An 18,607-nucleotide genomic window follows, 5' to 3' on the forward strand; every position below is an offset into this window, starting at 1 on the left:
CTATGGTCGGGGCATGCCTGACGATCCCCTGTCCGACCTTCCGATCCTCGCCGATCCGACCGTCGAGGACACTCTGTCCCTGGTGGACTCCCTGTGGCGCTGGCTGGCGATGAGCGGATTGAGGATCCTGCTGATCCTGGTGGCCGCCATCATCGTCACTGCCGTCGTCGGATGGCTGCTGCGACGCTTCTTCAGCACCATGTCGGAGTCCTCGACCCGCCTGGCGAGCGTCGCCGGCACCGTCGTGAAGCGCGATGCCCGGGCGCAGAAGGCGGCCGCCGCACGGCGCCAGCAGCGCACCGAGACCCTCTCCAACGTCGCCCGCAATGTCAGCCGCCTGCTGATCTGGGCGATCGCGATGGTGATGATCCTCTCGGAGCTCGGGGTGAACGTCGCACCGGTGATCGCCTCCCTCGGCGTCGTCGGCCTCGCCGCCGGCATCGGCGCGCAGACGATCATCAAGGACGTCGTCGCCGGTGTGGTCATGCTGTTCGAGGACATCATCGCCGTGGGCGACGCGGTCGACCTCGAGTACGCGAGCGGCACCGTCGAGGGCATCAACCTCCGGGTCACCCAGGTGCGCGCGCTGGACGGCACGCTGTGGACCGTGCGCAACGGGGAGATCATCCGCATCGGCAACATGTCCCGAGGATTCTCCAACGCCGTGATCACGCTGGACATCGACGCCTCGGCCGACAACTCCCGTGTCTCCACGATCCTCGAGGAGGTCACCCGTGGCTTCGTGGAGGACGCCGACTGGGAGCCGAAGATCACGGGCGAGCCCTCGATCTCCGGCATCCTGGGAGTGGACGGCTCCCGATTCCAGCGGCGCGTGATGATCCGCGCGACCCCCTCCGACAAGCCCGACGTCGAGCAGGAGCTGCGCCGCCGCATCCGCATCGCCTTCGCCGAGGCGCACATCCCCTTCGCCCTCCCCCGCTACCAGGAGATCTCGTGAGCACCAGCGACACCGCGCCCGGCACCGAGACGACGTTCTTCGACGCCGTCGGCGGCCATCCGACGTTCCAGAAGCTCGTGGACCGCTTCTACGAGGGGGTCGCGGAGGACCCGCTGCTCCGTCCGATGTATCCCGAGGAGGACCTCACGGGGGCGAAGGAGCGGCTGCGCACCTTCCTCGAGCAGTACTGGGGCGGCCCCAAGGCCTACGGCGAGCGCCGGGGCCATCCGCGCCTGCGGATCCGCCACGCCATCTTCCCGGTCTCCCCGGCGGCGCGCGACGCCTGGCTCGGCCATATGCGCGACGCCGTCGAGGCCTGCGAGCTCGCGCCGATGCATGAGGAGGCCCTCTGGGACTACCTCGAACGGGCGGCGCATTCCCTGGTCAACACCCCCGACGGCGGCGAGGCTCCCATGAAGGGGGAGATCCTGCCCGACGTCATGAGCTGAACCTGGCCCGACACCCCGAGCAGCCCCTGCCCCCGAGCCGCTGGGTCGGCTTCTGAGCCGGCTGCTGAGCCGGCTCAGAACGGTGGACGCCTCGGCGTCAGCCGCGGAAGCGCAACGGCTCCCCCGTGTGCTCGGCCAGCCGAGCGCGGGTCGCAGCATCCAGTCGCACAGGACGCCCGCTGCCGGCGTCGACCAGCACCACCACGGTGCGGGCCCGCGCATAGGGCGCGCGGCCCTCGGGGTCGTCCTTGGTGAGCACGAGGTAGTCGACGTCCAGGCTCGCTCCGCCGATGCGGGAGAGCCAGAGCCGCACCACGGCCCCGTCGCGCCGATGCTCGAGTGAACGCAGGTACTCGATGCGCTGCGAGGCGATCACGCTGTTGACCGGTGCCCCCGCCCCGCTGACCGGCAAGGCGGCCGGGGGCCGCTCGGCACCGAGGGCCGCCTGGTCCTCCGGCACCTCCCAGAACGCGGCGATGCGCGCCTCCTCGAGCAGACGCACCATGGCGGCGTTGTTGACGTGTCCGTAGGCGTCCAGATCCGTCCAGCGGACGGGGACGACGAGTTCGAGATGAGGCATGCTCCTCATCGTACGATCGACAGCCTCTCACCGTCTGACCAGTACGATCTGAGCATGACCGGTTCGAAGGACATCCCCGACCCCTCCGCCGTCGCCGCGTCCCTGGTGGACCTGCTGGACCTGCGGGAGATCACTGCGGACCCTGACCTCGTCGGTCCCGGGACGGTCGCCGCATGGGAGGGCGACTCCTCCCCGCAGCCAGGAGGACACGTCTTCGGCGGACAGGTGATGGGGCAGGCGGTCACGGCCGCCGGGCGCACTGTCCCGGAGGGGCGCGCGATCCATTCGACGTTCTCGTACTTCCTCGCACCGGGCGATCCCGAGCAGCCGATCCGCTTCCGCGTCGAGAACCTCCGCGACGGCGGCTCGTTCTCCGTGCGTCGGGTGCTCGCCACGCAGCCGTCGTCCGCCGACGCCGCCGACCAGATCGCCGCTGACGCATCACCTGCCGCGGACGCCGGGGCTAGGGCTGGGGCCGGGGCCGGGGCCGGGGAGCGCACCATCCTGGCGATGACCGCCTCGTTCCAGGAGCAGCAGGAGGGCTTCGAGCATCAGCAGAGGGCCCCTGAGGCTCCCGGACCGGAGGATCTGCCGACCACCGCGGACGTGCTCGCCGGGATCGACCATCCGGTCGCCCGCTACTGGTCCACGCAGCGCCCCATCGACATCCGCCATGTCACCGATCCGATCTATCTGCAGCCGGATCCTCGCAGCGCCGATGCCGTCGACGGCGCGGGGGCGGACACGCAGATGGTCTGGATGCGCACGGTCGCTCCGATCGATGCGGACCAGCTGGTCCATGATGCGATCCTCGCCTTCGCGAGCGACTACACGCCCTTCGAGCCGATACTGCGCCGACAGGGCCTGAGCTGGATGACCCCGGGACTGCGGATGGCGACCATCGACCACGCGATCTGGTGGCACCGCCACGTGCGAGCCGACGAATGGCTGCTGTATGTCCAGCACTCCCCGTCGGCGTCGGGCGGGCGCGGTCTGACCCATGGGCAGATCTTCGACCGGGCCGGCGACCTCGTCGCGACCGTCACCCAGGAGGGCATGATCCGCGCACGACGGGAGCGGAGCGGCAGCTGATCCGCGCCGCCCTGCGGGCCCTGCACGGCTGGCGGGGCCATGACCACCGGACGCGGGCCCTGCACTGCGGCCAGGCCCCGGAGCAGGACGTCGACGGCGACGGCCTCGGGTCAGGAGCCGCTCATGGCCGCGTTCGCGGCCTGCTGCGCCTCCGGAAGGGCGGTCGCGGCATCGGCCTCCCCGGTGAAGACCGTCGCGATCACCGGCAGCGCGGCTCCCGTCCCCTCGGACGATCGCGTTCCGCTCTCCGGCGTCGCGACCTCGGCGGGGACCGCGGCGATGGCGGAGACGTCGACTCCCGCGTCCTCCCAGGCGTCGGCCCAGGTGCTCCTCAGATCGGTGCATCCGGGGATCCCGAGCCTGGCGGTCGCCAGGGGCCGCTGCCCGTCGGCCGAGCCGAGCCAGCCCAGCAGGCGCTCAATCGCCGCCGCCCGGTCGTCGTCGTCGGTGGGGACGCCGACGACGGCGATCGCATGCACCAGAGGCCGGGCGCCCGACGGGCCGGCGACGACCTCGCCGACGCTCCAGGAGAAGGTGTCCCCGACGCCCTCGAGGATCGAACCGAGGTCGTAGGTCCCCGTCTGCAGCAGCGCGAGCCGGCCGCCGACGAACAGGTCCGTGCACAGCGAGGCGTCCGCGACGGCGGAGGCACCGTCCGGGGCGAGATGAGTCGTCGACAGATCAGCGAGGTACTGGACCGCGGCGATGCCGTCTTCAGAGGCGAAGGCGAAGGCATCGTCCTCGTCCTGCCAGGTGCCGCCGTTGCCGGCGATGAACGGACCGAGCACGGCCGTGCGATCAGGAGCGGCGCTGAACCCGTGGACCGCCTGGGAGGAGGCGTCGAAGCCCTCGTCCGCCGCACCCAGTCCCTCCTCATCGGCGATCACAGCTCGGCACAGATCCCGCAGCGAGTCGGTCTCGGCCGACGGGTCGAACTCGAGGTCGATCTCCGCGGGGTCGATCTCGGCGGCCTCGAGCAGCGAGCTGTTCGCCAGCAGCACGCTGCGGTCCCAGATCTGCGGGACCCCCCAGAGGCCATCGCCCCGGCGATAGAGGTCGGTGGCGGCTGCCTCCCACTGCTCGACATCACCGCCGAAGATCTCCTCAATCTCGAGCAGCTCCTCGGCGTCCGCGAGCTGGGCGAGATGAGCAGTGTTCATCCAGAGGACGTCAGGCAGCGACCCGGCGGCGACGTCCAGCGGCAGCTGATCCCAGTACTCGTCCCAGGCCAGCACCTCGATCTCCACCTCGATGCCAGTCTCCTCGGTGAAGGCGTCCAGCGAGGTCCGGTAGGCGCTCGCTGCGGCCTCGCTCCAGACCCGCAGCTGCAGCGCCTCGCCCTCGCCGAGATCGACGTCAGGCTCTCGCGAGCACGCGGCCAGGACCCCTGTCCCGGAGGCTCCCGCCGTGAGCGCGGACAGCAGCAGACGACGACGGGAGAGCACGGGAGAGGGGTCCTTCCGAGGGGATCCGGGCACCGGCCCGCTGGTCAGATCACACGATCAGATGATCATGCGGTCGCGACCAGACCGAGCTCGGCGCGCGAGGCGAGAGCCGGATGATGCGGCGTGACGCGCACCGTGTACCCGACCTCGCCAGGGACGGAGAGCACGAACCGGGCCGACCAGCGGTCGCCCTGCTCGCGCTGCAGCGGGATCAGCTGCCCGTCGATGATCTCACCCTCCTCGCCGATCGCTCCCAGGACCGCTTCGACGAGCACATCCTCCGGTGCGAGACCGCCGAGGGACACGGTGGCCGAGAGGACGAGCTCCTCCCCCGCGGCGACAGCGCGCTCCTGCGCCCCGGAGATCTCGACGCCGTCGACATGGACCTGCGGCCACGCCCCGGCGACCCGCGTGCGCCACGCGACGAACGCCTCGGGCGCCGACGGATCCGTCGTCATCGAAGCGGCCGCGCGGGCCGCCGGCAGGTACAGGTCGGTGACGTAGTCGCGCACCATGCGGGCTGCGGTGATCCGCGGGGCGATCTCCACCAGGGAGGAGCGCACCTTCGTCATCCAGCCGCGCTGCATGCCTCGTGCATCGCGCTCGTAGAACAGGGGGACGATCCTGCTCTCGAGGATCTCGTAGAGGGCTTCGGCCTCGAGGCGGTCCCGCTCCCCCTGGTCCTCGATGCTCGCGGTCGGGATCGTCCATCCCGCAGCATCATCCTTCATCTCGTCCCACCAGCCGTCGGAGATCGAGAAGGTCAGCCCGCCGTTGAGGACGGCCTTCATCCCGGAGGTGCCGGACGCCTCCTCGGGACGGATCGGGTTGTTCAGCCAGACGTCGGCACCGGCGATGAGCACCGAGGCCATCCGGATGTCATAGTCCGGCAGGAAGACGATCCGGTGCCGGACGCCGTGCTCGTCGGCGAAGCGGACCATCTGCTGGAGGAACTCCTTGCCGGGCCGATCCGCCGGATGGGACTTGCCGGCGATGACGATCTGCACCGGATGGTCCTCGTCGAGCAGGATGCGACGCAGCCGCTCGGGATCGTTGAGCATGAGCGTCAGGCGCTTGTACGTCGACACCCGGCGCGCGAAGCCGATGGTCAGGATGTCGGGGTCCAGGACATGGTCCGTCCAGGCCAGCTCCGCCTCGTCCGCCCCGCGGCGCAGCCACGCGTCGCGCACATGCCTGCGTGCCATCCGCACGAGGTCGCCGCGCAGGGTGCGACGCACCTCCGTCAGCTCGTGATCGGTCAGCGACGCCAGAGGGCTCCAGTCGCTCAGCGCCGACACGTCCACGTCGCCCAGCGCCTTCTTGAACAGGTCATCCATCGGCGCGGAGGTCCAGGTGCGCCGATGCACGCCGTTGGTCACCGAGGTGATCGGGACCTCCGGGACGTCGAAGCCCGGGTACAGCTCCTGGAACATAGCCCGGGACACCGCCCCGTGGAGCTTCGCCACACCGTTGGAGCGCTGGGCGATGCGGAAGCCCATGTGCGCCATGTTGAAGACCTGCCCGCCCTCCTCCGTGCCTAGCGCCAGAGCGGCCTCGACCGGCAGGGCGGGGATCAGCCGGGAGAGCCCGTTCTCGTCGGCATCCAGGTATCGGCGCAGCTGCTCCGCATCGAAGCGGTCGATGCCGGCGGGCACCGGCGTATGGGTCGTGAAGACCGTCCCGGCGCGCACCATGGCGAGGGCCTCAGCGAAGCCGCGGCCCTCCTGCATCAGCGCGCCGACGCGCTCCAGACCGGAGAAGCCCGCATGGCCCTCGTTGAGATGGAAGACGGTGGGCTCGGGGCGCCCGGCGACCTTCGCATACGCCTCGACCGCCCGCACTCCGCCGATGCCCAGGACGATCTCCTGGACAATCCGGTGCTCGTGGTCGCCGCCGTAGAGACGGTCCGTGATCTGGCGGTCCTGCTCGTCGTTGGCCTCGACATCCGTGTCCAGCAGCAGCAGCGGGACCCGCCCCACCTGGACCACCCAGATGGCGATGGAGACCTCGCGGCCGCCGGGGAGGGCGACGGACACCGTCAGCTGCTCGCCATCGGCTCCGAGCACCTTCTGCACCGGCAGGTTCGCCGGATCGTTGTGGCGGTACTCCTCCTGCTGCCATCCTTCGCGGTCCAGCGACTGCGAGAAGTAGCCCCACTGATAGAGCAGGCCGATGGCCGTCAGCGGCAGACCGAGGTCGGAGGCGGACTTCAGATGGTCGCCGGCGAGGATGCCGAGTCCCCCGGAGTAGATCGGCAGGGTCGGAGTGATGCCGAACTCCATGGAGAAGTAGGCGATCGACGAGCCCGTCTCGGCGTCACCGCCGCCGACGGTGCGCTGGAACCAGCGGCCCGAGTCGAGATAGGTGCGCAGGTTCCCTGCCTCGCCGCGCATCCGGCTGAGGAAGGCCTCGTCCCGTGCCGCCTCGGCCAGCCGCGAGGCGGGCACCTGGGAGAGCATCGCGATGGGGTTCTCGCCGCTGGCGACGAAGACGGCGGGGTCGAGCTCGCGGAAGAGGTCGACGGTCTGGCGGCGCCAGGTCCAGCGCAGGTTCAGCGCCAGCTCCCGCAGGGGAGCCAGCTCGGCCGGCAACTCGGAGGACACCGTGAGGGTGGAGATCGGCTTCATGACACCACGGTACCCGAGCAGGGGGTCAGATTAGCACCCCTTTCGGCAGGCCGCGCCAGCAGCTCCTGGCACCCCACATCATTGCAGGTCGCGCAGGCAAAAGGCATGCCCGGACCCGGAGCATCGCGCGCCGTGGCGGGACAACCGTCCTGCAAGATGTTTCATCGGTGTGACAGCCCGCTCCGGATCGGTGGCGCCTTCCGCATACGGGGAGGCCCGGGTCGAGGGCGTCCTCGACCCGGGCCTCCCCGGCGATCGGCACGATGCGTACCGCGCCATGCAGTGACTCAGTCGCGCGTGAGCCGACGGTGCGTCACGCGGTGCGGACGAGCGGCCTCCACTCCCAGACGCTCGACCTTGTTCTTCTCGTAGGCCTCGAAGTTGCCCTCGAACCAGTACCAGTTCGCCGGCTCCTCCTCGGTGCCCTCGTAGGCCAGGATGTGGGTCGCCACACGGTCGAGGAACCAGCGGTCGTGCGAGACCACCACGGCGCAGCCGGGGAACTCCAGCAGCGCGTTCTCGAGAGAGCCGAGGGTCTGGACATCCAGGTCATTGGTGGGCTCGTCCAGCAGCAGGACGTTGCCGCCCTGCTTGAGGGTGAGCGCGAGGTTCAGACGGTTGCGCTCGCCGCCGGAGAGGACCCCGGCCTTCTTCTGCTGGTCCGGGCCCTTGAAGCCGAACTGGGAGACATAGGCGCGCGACGGGATCTCGACCTTGCCGACCTGGATGAAGTCCAGTCCGTCGGAGACGACCTCCCAGAGGTTCTTCTCCGGGTCGATGTTCTCGCGGTTCTGGTCGACGTAGCTGATCTTGACGGTCTCGCCGATCTTCAGGTCGCCGCCGTCCAGGGGCTCGAGGCCGACGATCGTCTTGAACAGGGTCGTCTTGCCGACGCCGTTGGGGCCGATGACGCCGACGATGCCGTTCGGCGGCAGCGAGAAGCTCAGGCCGTCGATGAGCTTCCGGTCGCCGAAGCCCTTCTCGAGGCCCTTGGCGTTGATGACGATGGTGCCCAGACGCGGACCCGGGGGGATCGTGATCTCCTCGAAGTCCAGCTTGCGAGTGCGCTCGGCCTCCGCGGCCATCTCCTCGTAGCGAGCCAGACGGGCCTTCGACTTCGCCTGGCGGCCCTTGGCGTTGGACCGCACCCACTCCAGCTCCTCCTTGAGGCGCTTGGCGAGCTTCTGATCCTTCTTGCCCTGGACCTGGAGGCGCTCCTCCTTCTTCTCCAGGTACGTGGAGTAGTTGCCCTCATACCCGATGAGGCGCCCGCGGTCGACCTCGGCGATCCACTGAGCGACGTGGTCCAGGAAGTAGCGGTCGTGGGTGACGGCGATGACCGCGCCCTCGTACTGCTGGAGGTGCTGCTCGAGCCAGAGCACGCTCTCGGCGTCGAGGTGGTTGGTGGGCTCGTCCAGCAGCAGCAGGTCGGGCTTCTCCAGCAGCAGCTTGCACAGCGCGACACGGCGCCGCTCACCGCCGGAGAGGTGGGTGACCTGCTCATCGCCGGGCGGGCAGCGCAGCGCGTCCATCGCCTGCTCGAGCTGGGAGTCCAGATCCCAGCCGTTGGCTGCGTCGATCTCCGTCTGGAGCCTGCCCATCTCCTCCATCAGCGCATCGAAGTCGGCATCGGGGGATGCCATCTCCTCGCCGATGGCGTTGAAGCGCTGGACCTTGCGGTACAGATCCCCCATGCCCTCCTGGACGTTCTCGAGCACCGTCTTGGACTCGTCCAGCGGCGGCTCCTGGAGGAGGATGCCGACGCTGTAGCCGGGGCTGAGGCGGGCCTCGCCGTTGCTGGGCTGGTCCAGTCCCGCCATGATCTTGAGGATCGTCGACTTGCCGGCGCCGTTCGGGCCGACCATGCCGATCTTCGCACCCGGGTAGAAGCTCATGGTGACGTCATCGAGGATGACCTTGTCTCCGACGGCCTTCCGGGCCTTGTACATGGTGTAGATGAACTCTGCCAACTCTTCTCCCTGTTCAGCAGGTGGCTTCATCGCGTGCGCGCCGAGCATGGCGCCGCCGCGGACGTCTCGCGGCCTCCGACTCTACCCCGCTGGGCTCCGTGCGGCCCGCCCGTCGGACACCGCGGTGCCCGAGCTCTCGCGGACGGATGGCCTCAGGTCCCGCCGTGCTCAGTCGAGCGCGATGCCGCGACCGGCGAGCACCTCGCGCGCCGTGACGCTGCCGTGGACGGCACCCTCGGGCAGGGGGTCGCCGTTGCGCGGCCAGAAGTGCGCGTCGATGCCGAGCTTCCTCGCCGCATCGACGTTCTCCTCGCGATCGTCGAAGTAGATCACCGATGAGGGGACGGAGATGCCGCCGGTCTCGTGGGAGAGCACTTCGAGGAGGATCCGGTAGATCGTCGGCTCCGGCTTGACGGTGCGCTCCTCGCCGGAGATCACGGCGAGGGTGAACGCCTCGAACCAGTCGGCCCGACGCACGGACTCGCCGAAGGCGACCGAGGCGTTGGACAGCAGCGCGAGGCGCGTGCCGTTGCGCGCGAGGTCGTGCAGGAGAGCCCGGGCCTCGGGGTCCAGACGCAGGAAGTAGCGGTCGTCGGCCGCCTGCAGCTCGGCGACCTCGTCGGCGGACAGGCTCTCGACGCCGACGGCCGCTGCCACGGCGCCCCAGTACTGCGCCGCATCGACCCGGCCCGCGTCGTAGGCGGCGCGCTCGGCCCACAGGGCCTTACCGAGGACCTCGACATCGCCCCCGAGGAGCTCGTGGATGGTGGGCACCGGGTCGTGCCCGGCGCTCAGGACCCCGCCGAAGTCGAAGACGACGGTGGGGCGGGGCGGGGTGCGGCGCTTGCGGCTCATCAGCTGTCCTCACAGGTCGGCAGGCCCTCGGCGCTGCCGGTCTCGGCGATGGTCTCGGTGGCCTCGAGGGCCTCGTCGAAGGTGCTCACGGCGACGACGCTCATTCCGTCGGGCTCGTAGCCGACGACCTCGTCGCAGTTGGTCTCGGGGGCGAGGAAGAACTCGGCGCCGGCCTCGGAGGCACCGACCATCTTCTGGCGGATCCCGCCGATCGCGCCGACCGCGCCGTCGGCATCGATCGTGCCGGTCCCTGCGACGGCCTCGCCTCCTGTCAGCGCGCCGGGGGTGAGCTCGTCGTAGACCGAGAGGGCGAACATGGTGCCGGCGCTGGGCCCGCCGACCTCGCCGACCGAGATGTCCACATCGATCGGGAAGTCGTAGCCGGTCGAGAGGACGACGCCCATGCGAGCCTCGCCGTCGACGTCCTCCGTGGGCACGGACAGCTCGGTCTCCTCGCCGTCCCGTCGGACCACCAGGTCGACGTCCTCGCCGGGCGTCGAGGCGGCGACCAGCTGCTGGAAGCCCACCACGTCGTCGGCGGCGGTGCCCTCGACGGACACCAGCTCGTCTCCGGCCTCGAGCACGCCGTCGGCCGGCGCCCCCTGCTCGACTCCCGCGATCACTACGGTCTGATCGAAGTCGATGCCCAGCTCCTGGAGGGCTACGGCGACGGCCCCCTGCTGGGACGTGTTCATCTGCACCGTGTTGGTCAGCTGCGTCTCCTCCTGGGTCTGACCATCGGGGTAGACGGTCTCGCGCGGCAGCACCGCGTCGGAACGGGTGAACCAGGAGACCATCACCTCGAACGCGGTCACCGGATAGCCCGGCCCGCCGTTCACGGAGACCGTCGTCATCATCAGCGAGCCGTCGGTGTCGTAGGTCTCGGCGCCGTCGACCGTGAGGATCCGTTCGCCGTCGTACTCCCCCAGGACGTCGATCGCCGGTCCCGGCCGCTCGATCACATAGGGCACGGGAATGAAGGCGGTCGCGAGGATCATCGCGCACAGCAGGGCGAGGGAGGCGAGCGCGAGGACCGGACGGTGGAACCGAGCGTCCTCGATCCATCGGCCGATCGCCGTGCGGGCTCCCTGGGCGGTGTCGGCGTCTGGCATCACCGGGCCATTGTGCCCCACTGACGTCGCCCCGCCCTGCACGCCTTCACATCGCGCATCGGTAGTCTGAACGTCGATGCCCTGCTGGACCCGCTGCTGGAGGTGGCCATGAACCAGAACCCGACGCCGGACGGTCCCGGCGGCATGGACGAGGAGGCCCTGCGGCGCTTCCTCAAGGAGACCTTCGGCGACGCCCTGCCCGAGGAGGCGCTCGAGGGCCTGGACCTCGCCGCCCTCGCGCAGCAGGCGAACCTCCCTCAGGACCCGGCGGCGCTGCGAGCGGCCGCCGCGCAGATGCAGCACCTGTTCAGCACGCAGGGTGAGGGACCCGTGAACTGGACCATCGCCGAGGACATCGCTCGGCGCACCGCGGCCGGCGCCGCCGGGATCCCAGGAGCCGCCGAGCCCGTCGGCTCCCCGGGGGACCCCTCCCCATCCGCCGAGCAGACCGAGGATCTCCGTCAGGCGGCGCAGATCGCCCGACTGTGGCTGGACCCGGTGATCGCGATCGACGTGCCGTCTCACGAGCTGGGCGTCCTCAGCCGCGGCACGTGGACCCACCGCACCCTCCCCCGCTGGAAGTCGACCGTGGAGCCGGTCGCCAAGTACATGTCCGGCGCGATCGGCGAGGCGATCGCCGCGCAGCTGCGGGACTCCCCGGTCGAGGTGCCCGGCGATCCCGCCGCTCTCATGGAGCGCATGGGAGGGACGCTGTTCGGCATCCAGTTCGGCCACGCCATCGGCTCCCTCGCCCGGGAGGTCGAGGGCACCACCGATCTCTCCCTGCCTCTGGGACGCGAGGGCGAGCCCGCTCTCGTCGCCGCCAATGTCGACGACTTCATCACCGCCCATGGACTGGACGCCGGCGCCGCCCGCATCTTCCTGGCGGCCCGCGAGATCGCCCATACGGCGCTGTTCGACGCCGCGCCCTGGCTGGGCCGCACCCTGTTCTCCGCGATCGAGGACTATGCCCGCGGCATCACCCTGGATCTCGACGCGCTGGACGAGATGGTGCGCGGTCTGGATCTCTCCGACCCGCAGTCCCTGCAGGCCCGCCGCCCGGAGGAGATGTTCGTCTTCACCCGCCGTGCCGCGCAGGAGCGTGCCCTCGAGGAGCTGGCCACCACCCTGGCGCTCGTCGAGGCATGGGTCGACCACGTGACGACGCGCGCGCTCGAGGGGAAGCTTCCGCAGCTGGAGGCCATGCGCGAGGTGCTGCGTCGTCGCCGTGCCACCGGATCCCCCGCCGAGCAGATGCTGGCGAGCACCGTCGGCATCGAGCTCCGACCGCGACGGGTCCGCGAGGCCCTCGCCTGGTGGGAGAGCGTGCTGGCGACAGAGGGTGAGAGCGGACGCGAGGCCAAGTGGGATCATCCCGACCTCCTCCCGAGCGCAGAGGTCCTCTCTGGCCGCCCCCAGGCACCGAACCCCGCCGCCGACAGCGATGAGGGTCTCCAGGTCGAGCTGCCCGAGGACTTCGACGCCGAGCTGCGTCGGCTGCTGGACGGCTCCGACGAGCAGGACGCCCCTCATGAGGATCGGAAGGGCGGTGTCCAGGACGACGGCACCGACGGCTCCGACGGCTCCGACGGCTCCGACGGCTCCGACGGCTCTCGATGATCGTCGAGAGGGTCCTCGAGCAGCTCGCCGCGGCGCCCGACCCCGCCGTCTCGAGCGCCTATCGCGCGCTGGTGCGCGCCGACAGCGCGTCCCTGCATCGAGCAGGAGGTCCCCGCCACCTCACGGCGAGCGGGGTCGTGGTCGATGCCCCCGGTGAGCATGTGGCCCTCGTGTGGCATCTCAAGGGCAGGTTCTGGGTCCAGCCCGGCGGCCACATCGAAGAAGCCGACGAGGACCTCGAGCAGGCTGCCCGTCGCGAGGTCGCCGAGGAGATCGGTCTGACCGATCTCCGGCGCGTCGGCCCCGGGCCCGCGCTCCTCCACCGCCATGAGCTCGGTTCGGGCTTCGTCCGCTGCACCGAGCATTGGGATGTGCAGTACCTCCTGCGCGCCCCGCTGCCCGCCGCGGAGCTGCCCCTGACCTGCAGCGAGGAGTCCGGCGCCGCGCGCTGGGCACCGCTGGACCGTCTACCTGAGGGGACGGTCCCGGACATGCAGGGCAAGCTCCTCAGCCTGAGCACGATGCTCGCATCGGAGCCGCCCCTGCGGTGAGCTCTTCACCGCAGCCTCCACCCCGACTGCCACCGCAGGGCCCGCCCGGCGCGGGCGGCACCACGGTGCTGTCCGCCCAGGTTCAGGCGGCGTCCCCCTTCTCGACGTCTCCCTCCTCCGCGTCCGCGCCATCATCGTCGTCAGCCGTCCAGGACGCCCGCTCGCCATCGGTGGCGTGCTCCGCCCAGGAGATGCCGTCGAGAAAGCCGCGCGCCCTCTCCGCGAGCGGATAGCGGGCCATGAGCGCCTGGAATTCAGGGCCGTGGCCAGCCACCAGCAAGTGCACGAGCTCGTGATGGACGACGGCGCGCACCACCCAGTCCGGCATGCCCTGCAGGCGCGAGGAGATCCGGATCGTCCGCTCCGAGGTGGTGCAGGAGCCCCAGCGACGGTTCTGCCGTGACGACCATGTGATCGAGGCGGGGTGAGCACGGCCACCGAGATGAGTCTCACTGAGCTCCTCGGCCAGTGCCGCGAGCTGATCGTCGGACCGCTTCGCAGGAGCCTTGCGCTCCTGGGAGTCGGTGTACTGATCGAGCATCCGGCGGACCCAGTCCCGCTCAGTCCGGCGGGAGAAGGACGCGGGGACGGAGACCACCAGATCGCCGCGATCGCGGGAGATCGAGACGCTCCGACGGCGGCGCGCAGAGCGCCGGATGAGCACTCGCTCGCCGCGGGGCCCAGTCAGATCGGTGGTGACAAGCTCGACAGATGGCATGTTCCCAGCCTGGCATGAAGTCGTCCAGGAAAAATCCGTCCACAGCTGTGAGCCTCATATGCCCAGGTCACAGGCTCCTCGATCGTCCACACCGATGCTCCTCCACAACAAGGGCCGTCGTCGTCGACACTCCGTCCACAAGTGCTGGCCGGTTGTCCACATCCTGTCCCCCGCGCCCCTTTGACCGCCGGGGTCCGCAGGGGCTACGTTGCCCTGGACGTGGGACCCCGGGATAACTAGCAGGACGCACACGGGGAAGGTGCGCGTGGTGCTGAGCGCCCCCGGGGTCCCACGGTCCGGGGGACCAAACGGTCTCCGACAGGACCTCCGCCGTTGGCCCGTCGCACGCACTTCCTCCGCTCTCCGAGCATCCTCCGCCCGAAGCGTGCGACGGGCCGCCCTGCGGGCGCGTTAGAGTGAACGGCCCCCTCTCGCCGGACGGCGAGCGGGGATGTCCACTCGATATCGAATCCATGGAGGAGCGGGTATGGCCGACGAGACCTACGCCGGAGAGTTCTACTGCGTCAAGTGCCGCGAGAAGCGCGAGGCCGAGGGCAACGTGGTGGTCTCCAACGGGCGGCGCATGGCGAAGGCCGTGTGCCCGACCTGCGGCACCAAGCTCAACCGGATCCTGGGCAAGGCCTGATCCGCGCCTGCCGCGCTGAAGCGCCGACGACGAAGGGCGGAGCACCCATCGAGGTGCTCCGCCCTTCGTCGTCCATCAGGGGAGATGCAGATCCCGCGCGTCGGCCACCGCAGTGGCACGCGAGAGCTGCTCATCTCAGGCCGCCGCGTTCTTGCGGGGACGGCCCCGGCCACGCTTGACGGCGATGATGCGACCGCCGTCGAAGATGGCCCCGCCCCAGACGCCCCAGGGCTCCGCCCGGTCGAGAGCACCGTTGCGGCACTCGTCGATCAGCGGGCAGCCGGAGCACAGGGACTTGGCCTGCTCGAGATCCGCGGGGCGCTCCGAGAAGAACAGATCCGCGGCCTCGGCGTCATGGCAGGGCAGGGTGTCCGCCGCGAGGGCGGAGGGGAACAGGCTGGAGAGGCTGGGAAGGGTGGAGGTCATCGTCTCGCTGCTTCGAAAGTCGTCGGGGAGAGCCGAGAGGCTCGAGGATCGGCGCCGGTGCCGACCCGCAGCGAGAGCGTTGCTCGTCAGCTCAGGGAGGGCACCGCGAGGGCATAGCCTCGTTCGCGACGCAGATCGGGCACGCCGATGAGGGTGCGGCCGATCGCGAGGTTCCTGATGTCGATCAACGTGAGCACCCCCTTTCCTCTGCGCGCGCCCCGGTATCCCGGACCACGATGTGGACGAATGACAGGCATGAGTCTACACATGCCCCGGATCCCGACCAATCTTTTTTTGACCTGCAGCTTCTCTGCCGAAGGTGCTGGTCCGGCACGCACGGAGGCACTGCGTCGCCTCTCCTCCTGCCCGTCGCCGCCCCTTCGTCGCACCTCCCTCGTTCCGGCTCACCCTGCCCGATGATGCTCGAGCAGAGCGAGCAGCTGCTCTCCCTGCGACCGTGCGGTCGCCGGTGAGATCCCGGGGATCGCCGAGAGCTCCTCGGCGCTGGCGGGCCCGCGCTCCGCGACCGCCTCGAGCGCCGCGTCGGTGAGGATCGCGTAGGCGGGGACGCCCGCGGCGGCAGCCCGCGCACGGCGCCAGGAGCGCAGTGCGGTGAGCATGTCTGCGTCGGCCGACGAGGGGCATCCTGCATGACGCCCCATCCGCTGGTCCCGCGCGGAGACCAGGGCCTGACCGCAGATCCGGCATTCGTCGAAGACCGTGGCCGAGCTGCGTCCGGTCCGGCGGGCCACGGGTGCACCCTTCCTCCCCCGGCCGCGTTCTGGGGTCTCCAGCGCTCCGTCGAGGAACCGGGAGGGGCGCCGCGATCCGCGGGCACCAGGGGTGCGGGCGGCCGCCCAGGTGATCGTCAGGAGGTCGCGTGCGCGGGTGAGGGCGACGTAGAAGAGTCGCCGCTCCTCCTCGATCTCGGCGGCGGTGCGGGCCATGGAGATCGGCAGCAGGCCGTCGCTCGCGCCGATGACGAACACCACCGGCCACTCCAGACCCTTGGCGGCATGCACGGAGGCGAGCGTCACGCCGTCCACCACCGGGGCCGACTGAGCCTCAGCGCGCTCCTCGAGCTCGCGGACGACGTCGACCAGACCGGTCCCGGGCCGCCTCAGGACCGTGTCGGCGAGGCCGACCACGGCGTTCAGCGAGTCCCAGCGATCGCGTACCGCGCCTGTCCCCTCGGGTGCCGTCTCCGACCATCCCTGCTGCGAGAGGACATCGCGCACCGCCCGCTCCGGCTCCAGATGCTCGACGCGGGTCGCCGCCCGCAGGGAGACCATGGCCCTGCGGACCTCCTGCTTCTCGAAGAAGCGCTCTCCACCTCGCACCAGGTAGCCGACGCCCTGACCGGTGAGGGCCTGCTCGAAGGCCTCGGACTGGCTGTTGGTGCGGAACAGGATCGCGATGTCCGCCGCCGGTCGACCATCGCGGACCATCGCGGCGATCTGCTCCGCGACGCCCTGCGCCTCCGCGAAGTCATCGGAGTAGGACTCCACCGCTGGTGGCTGACCGTCCTCACGCTGGGAGACCAGGGTCAGCCGACTGTCGCGGGTGCGACCGCGGGCACCGTCCAGGACGGTGTTGGCGAGGCGGACGACCTGCGGGGTCGACCGATAGTTCCGCTCGAGGCGGATGGTGCGGGCGCGGGGGAACTCCTTGCGGAAGTCCAGCAGGAAGGACGCTCGGGCACCGGCGAAGGTGTAGATCGTCTGGGAGGCGTCGCCCACGACGCAGATGTCGTCGGAGGTCCCCAGCCACAGCCGCAGCAGAGCGTGCTGGAGCGTCGAGACGTCCTGGTACTCGTCGACGACGAAGTGACGGTACTGGCTGCGCACCTCGCGAGCGACATCGGGCCGCTCGGAGAGGAACCCGACCATGTGCAGCAGCACGTCCTCGAAGTCGATGACGCCCCGAGACTTCTTCACCTCCTCGTACTGGGTGAGGATGCGGGCGATCGACCGCGAGTCGAACCCGGCGACCCCGGGACGACCGGCCCTCTCCGCCGCCTCCGGATAGGCCTCCGGCGTCAGCATCGACACCCGTGACCATTCGACCTCGGAGACGATGTCCCTCAGCGCCGCGCGGTCCACGCTCATGTGCAGGCGTGAGCAGGCCTCGCCCACGCCTGCGTACTTGTTCGTCATGATGTCCGGCATCGCGCCGCCCACGACCCGGGGCCAGAAGTGGCGCAGCTGACGCAGCGCGGCCGAGTGGAACGTCCGGGCCTGCACCGCCGGGACGCCCAGGTCCCGCAGGCGCGAGCGCATCTCCGCAGCGGCCTTCGCCGTAAACGTCACGGCGAGCACATGGCGCGGATCCATCTGTCCGGAGGCGACGCCGTGGGCGATGCGGTGCGTGATGGCACGGGTCTTGCCCGTTCCGGCGCCGGCCAGGACGCACACGGGGCTGCCGAAGGTCTCGGCGACTGCCCTCTGCTCGGGATCGAGGGCCGCCAGGATCGTCTCAGGGGTGCTGCTGTGGTTCATCGCCCCCACATCCTGCCAGCGACGACCGACACCTGCCCCGCAGGTGTGGACGAACGGCCACGGATCGACAGCGGCCAGCGTGAACGCGCCCTCTGGCGCTCAGGCGCTCGGGTGCTCAGGACCTCATTCTCCGGAACGGCTCCGCCAGTCCTCGATCAGGGCATGGCCGAGCGAGGCGGAGCCGGGCAGGGTGATGCTCCCCGCAGCGACCTCGGCCTCGAGCTCATCGCGGGTGAACCAGCGGGCCTCGGCGATCTCGTCAGCCTGCAGCCGCAGCGCACCGGCGCTCGAGGCCCAGGCGCGGTAGCCGACCATCAGCGAGCGCGGGAACGGCCAGGGCTGGCTTCCCACATACTCGACCTCCTGCACCTCGACGCCGACCTCCTCGGCGACCTCGCGGACGACGGCCGCCTCGAGCGACTCCCCCGGCTCGAGGAAGCCGGCGAGCACCGAGTGGAAGCCTGGCGGGAAGTGCGCGTTGCGGGCCAGCAGCAGGCGGTCGTCCTGATCCCGCACCGCCATGATCACCGCCGGATCCGTGCGCGGGAAGTGCTCGCTGCCGTCCTCCCGGCAGCGCAGCACCCACCCGGCCGACTCCGCGTCCAATGGCCCTCCGCACTGCGGACACCGCCTCATGGACCGGTGCCAGGAGCCCATGGCGACCGCGGTCAGCGCGATCTCCGCATCCTCGGTCGGCAGAAGGTCGGCGATCCGGCGCAGGTCACGCAGGTCATGACCGGGGTCGTCGAGCTCCGCACTGGGCTCGGGCGCCTCGACGCCGATGATCCTGAGCCCCTCTCGACGGCCCAGCAGGACCGGCACGGCGCCTTCGCCGCGAGGCGCCTCGTCGTCGAGCACCAGCCGCACCTCGCCATCATCGTCCTCGGACACGGCAGCGGCGCCCGCGCGAGTGACCAGGTAACGGGCATCTGCACCAGGCATCAGCGCCCCCGGATCCGCACGCTCCAGCGCGGCTCGATCGGATCCGGTGAGATTCAGAGGAGTGCCCAGGTGGGGGCCGCGGTGCGTCGCCATGGACCGAGCCTACGCGGCATGCGGA

At 70.4% G+C, this 18,607-nt stretch carries 16 protein-coding genes; 6 read left to right on the top strand and 10 right to left on the bottom strand.

Annotated elements, in window-relative coordinates; all coding sequences use genetic code 11:
• Positions 1–13 precede the first annotated feature (13 nt).
• Together ACZ5AJ_RS08540 and ACZ5AJ_RS08545 are read left to right on the top strand one after the other, a co-directional pair.
• Positions 14–958, top strand: a complete 945-nt coding sequence (locus tag ACZ5AJ_RS08540) for a mechanosensitive ion channel family protein (RefSeq protein ID WP_464132765.1) — start codon at positions 14–16, stop codon at positions 956–958.
• Positions 955–1,407 (top strand): globin, encoded by a 453-nt coding sequence (locus tag ACZ5AJ_RS08545; protein WP_464132768.1) that lies wholly within the window; start codon positions 955–957, stop codon positions 1,405–1,407. Before ACZ5AJ_RS08540 ends, ACZ5AJ_RS08545 begins: the two co-directional genes overlap by 4 nt.
• 97 nt (positions 1,408–1,504) lie before the next feature.
• On the opposite strand, the gene ACZ5AJ_RS08550 is transcribed toward ACZ5AJ_RS08545, so the two are convergent.
• Entirely contained in the window at positions 1,505–1,987 is a 483-nt protein-coding gene (locus ACZ5AJ_RS08550) for an acyl-CoA thioesterase (protein ID WP_464132771.1), read from the bottom strand.
• Between the two features lie 54 nt (positions 1,988–2,041).
• On the opposite strand from ACZ5AJ_RS08550, the gene ACZ5AJ_RS08555 reads away from it, so the two are divergent.
• Entirely contained in the window at positions 2,042–3,079 is a 1,038-nt protein-coding gene (locus ACZ5AJ_RS08555; RefSeq protein ID WP_464132774.1) for an acyl-CoA thioesterase, read from the top strand.
• A gap of 110 nt (positions 3,080–3,189) precedes the next feature.
• Here ACZ5AJ_RS08555 and ACZ5AJ_RS08560 read toward each other — a convergent pair whose 3' ends face one another.
• The 5 genes from ACZ5AJ_RS08560 to ACZ5AJ_RS08580 all read right to left on the bottom strand — a co-directional run bounded on the left by ACZ5AJ_RS08560 (position 3,190) and on the right by ACZ5AJ_RS08580 (position 11,088).
• Complete coding sequence (locus ACZ5AJ_RS08560; RefSeq protein WP_464132780.1) at positions 3,190–4,524, bottom strand: ABC transporter substrate-binding protein; 1,335 nt, start codon at positions 4,522–4,524, stop codon at positions 3,190–3,192.
• 65 nt (positions 4,525–4,589) lie between these two features.
• Positions 4,590–7,151, bottom strand: a complete 2,562-nt coding sequence (glgP, locus tag ACZ5AJ_RS08565; protein WP_464132785.1) for an alpha-glucan family phosphorylase — start codon at positions 7,149–7,151, stop codon at positions 4,590–4,592.
• Positions 7,152–7,438: 287 nt separating this feature from the next.
• Positions 7,439–9,121 carry an energy-dependent translational throttle protein EttA gene (gene ettA / locus ACZ5AJ_RS08570; protein WP_464132790.1) on the bottom strand — a complete coding sequence of 561 codons (1,683 nt, stop codon included), beginning with the start codon at positions 9,119–9,121 and terminating at the stop codon, positions 7,439–7,441.
• Positions 9,122–9,289: 168 nt separating this feature from the next.
• Positions 9,290–9,976, bottom strand: a complete 687-nt coding sequence (locus ACZ5AJ_RS08575; protein ID WP_464132794.1) for an HAD family hydrolase — start codon at positions 9,974–9,976, stop codon at positions 9,290–9,292.
• Complete coding sequence (locus tag ACZ5AJ_RS08580; protein ID WP_464132797.1) at positions 9,976–11,088, bottom strand: YlbL family protein; 1,113 nt, start codon at positions 11,086–11,088, stop codon at positions 9,976–9,978. Before ACZ5AJ_RS08580 ends, ACZ5AJ_RS08575 begins: the two co-directional genes overlap by 1 nt.
• Positions 11,089–11,196: 108 nt before the next feature.
• On the opposite strand from ACZ5AJ_RS08580, the gene ACZ5AJ_RS08585 reads away from it, so the two are divergent.
• Both ACZ5AJ_RS08585 and ACZ5AJ_RS08590 read left to right on the top strand, forming a co-directional pair.
• Complete coding sequence (locus ACZ5AJ_RS08585; protein ID WP_464132800.1) at positions 11,197–12,708, top strand: zinc-dependent metalloprotease; 1,512 nt, start codon at positions 11,197–11,199, stop codon at positions 12,706–12,708.
• The gene (locus ACZ5AJ_RS08590; RefSeq protein WP_464132803.1) at positions 12,705–13,259 is read left to right on the top strand and encodes an NUDIX hydrolase; all 555 of its coding nucleotides are present in this window, start codon (positions 12,705–12,707) and stop codon (positions 13,257–13,259) included. Before ACZ5AJ_RS08585 ends, ACZ5AJ_RS08590 begins: the two co-directional genes overlap by 4 nt.
• An 82-nt stretch (positions 13,260–13,341) precedes the next feature.
• Here the strand turns inward: ACZ5AJ_RS08590 and ACZ5AJ_RS08595 are convergent, their stop codons facing one another.
• On the bottom strand, positions 13,342–13,977 hold the full coding sequence (locus tag ACZ5AJ_RS08595; RefSeq protein WP_464132808.1) for a M48 metallopeptidase family protein: 636 nt from the start codon (positions 13,975–13,977) through the stop codon (positions 13,342–13,344).
• A 487-nt stretch (positions 13,978–14,464) separates the two neighbouring features.
• Between ACZ5AJ_RS08595 and ACZ5AJ_RS08600 the strand changes: the two genes are divergently transcribed.
• The gene (locus ACZ5AJ_RS08600; RefSeq protein WP_457883999.1) at positions 14,465–14,623 is read left to right on the top strand and encodes a DUF5679 domain-containing protein; all 159 of its coding nucleotides are present in this window, start codon (positions 14,465–14,467) and stop codon (positions 14,621–14,623) included.
• 135 nt (positions 14,624–14,758) lie between these two features.
• Here ACZ5AJ_RS08600 and ACZ5AJ_RS08605 read toward each other — a convergent pair whose 3' ends face one another.
• The 3 genes from ACZ5AJ_RS08605 to nudC form a co-directional block, all read right to left on the bottom strand.
• On the bottom strand, positions 14,759–15,049 hold the full coding sequence (locus tag ACZ5AJ_RS08605; RefSeq protein ID WP_464132816.1) for a WhiB family transcriptional regulator: 291 nt from the start codon (positions 15,047–15,049) through the stop codon (positions 14,759–14,761).
• Positions 15,050–15,453: 404 nt separating this feature from the next.
• On the bottom strand, positions 15,454–17,547 hold the full coding sequence (locus ACZ5AJ_RS08610; RefSeq protein WP_464132821.1) for a UvrD-helicase domain-containing protein: 2,094 nt from the start codon (positions 17,545–17,547) through the stop codon (positions 15,454–15,456).
• Positions 17,548–17,670: 123 nt separating this feature from the next.
• Positions 17,671–18,582, bottom strand: a complete 912-nt coding sequence (gene nudC, locus ACZ5AJ_RS08615) for an NAD(+) diphosphatase (RefSeq protein WP_464132825.1) — start codon at positions 18,580–18,582, stop codon at positions 17,671–17,673.
• Positions 18,583–18,607: the final 25 nt, after the last annotated feature.

This window comes from Brachybacterium zhongshanense (assembly GCF_055385755.1).

Bases quoted from the DNA above. Each gene is read 5' to 3' on its own strand.
- ACZ5AJ_RS08550 (WP_464132771.1), bottom strand. From the start codon at position 1,987: ATGCCTCATCTCGAACTCGTCGTCCCCGTCCGCTGGACGGATCTGGAC.
- ACZ5AJ_RS08580 (WP_464132797.1), bottom strand. From the start codon at position 11,088: ATGCCAGACGCCGACACCGCCCAGGGAGCCCGCACGGCGATCGGCCGA.
- ACZ5AJ_RS08555 (WP_464132774.1), top strand. From the start codon at position 2,042: ATGACCGGTTCGAAGGACATCCCCGACCCCTCCGCCGTCGCCGCGTCC.
- glgP (WP_464132785.1), bottom strand. From the start codon at position 7,151: ATGAAGCCGATCTCCACCCTCACGGTGTCCTCCGAGTTGCCGGCCGAG.
- ACZ5AJ_RS08585 (WP_464132800.1), top strand. From the start codon at position 11,197: ATGAACCAGAACCCGACGCCGGACGGTCCCGGCGGCATGGACGAGGAG.
- ACZ5AJ_RS08575 (WP_464132794.1), bottom strand. From the start codon at position 9,976: ATGAGCCGCAAGCGCCGCACCCCGCCCCGCCCCACCGTCGTCTTCGAC.
- ACZ5AJ_RS08610 (WP_464132821.1), bottom strand. From the start codon at position 17,547: ATGAACCACAGCAGCACCCCTGAGACGATCCTGGCGGCCCTCGATCCC.
- ACZ5AJ_RS08600 (WP_457883999.1), top strand. From the start codon at position 14,465: ATGGCCGACGAGACCTACGCCGGAGAGTTCTACTGCGTCAAGTGCCGC.
- nudC (WP_464132825.1), bottom strand. From the start codon at position 18,582: ATGGCGACGCACCGCGGCCCCCACCTGGGCACTCCTCTGAATCTCACC.
- ACZ5AJ_RS08605 (WP_464132816.1), bottom strand. From the start codon at position 15,049: ATGACCTCCACCCTTCCCAGCCTCTCCAGCCTGTTCCCCTCCGCCCTC.
- ACZ5AJ_RS08595 (WP_464132808.1), bottom strand. From the start codon at position 13,977: ATGCCATCTGTCGAGCTTGTCACCACCGATCTGACTGGGCCCCGCGGC.
- ACZ5AJ_RS08540 (WP_464132765.1), top strand. From the start codon at position 14: ATGCCTGACGATCCCCTGTCCGACCTTCCGATCCTCGCCGATCCGACC.
- ACZ5AJ_RS08590 (WP_464132803.1), top strand. From the start codon at position 12,705: ATGATCGTCGAGAGGGTCCTCGAGCAGCTCGCCGCGGCGCCCGACCCC.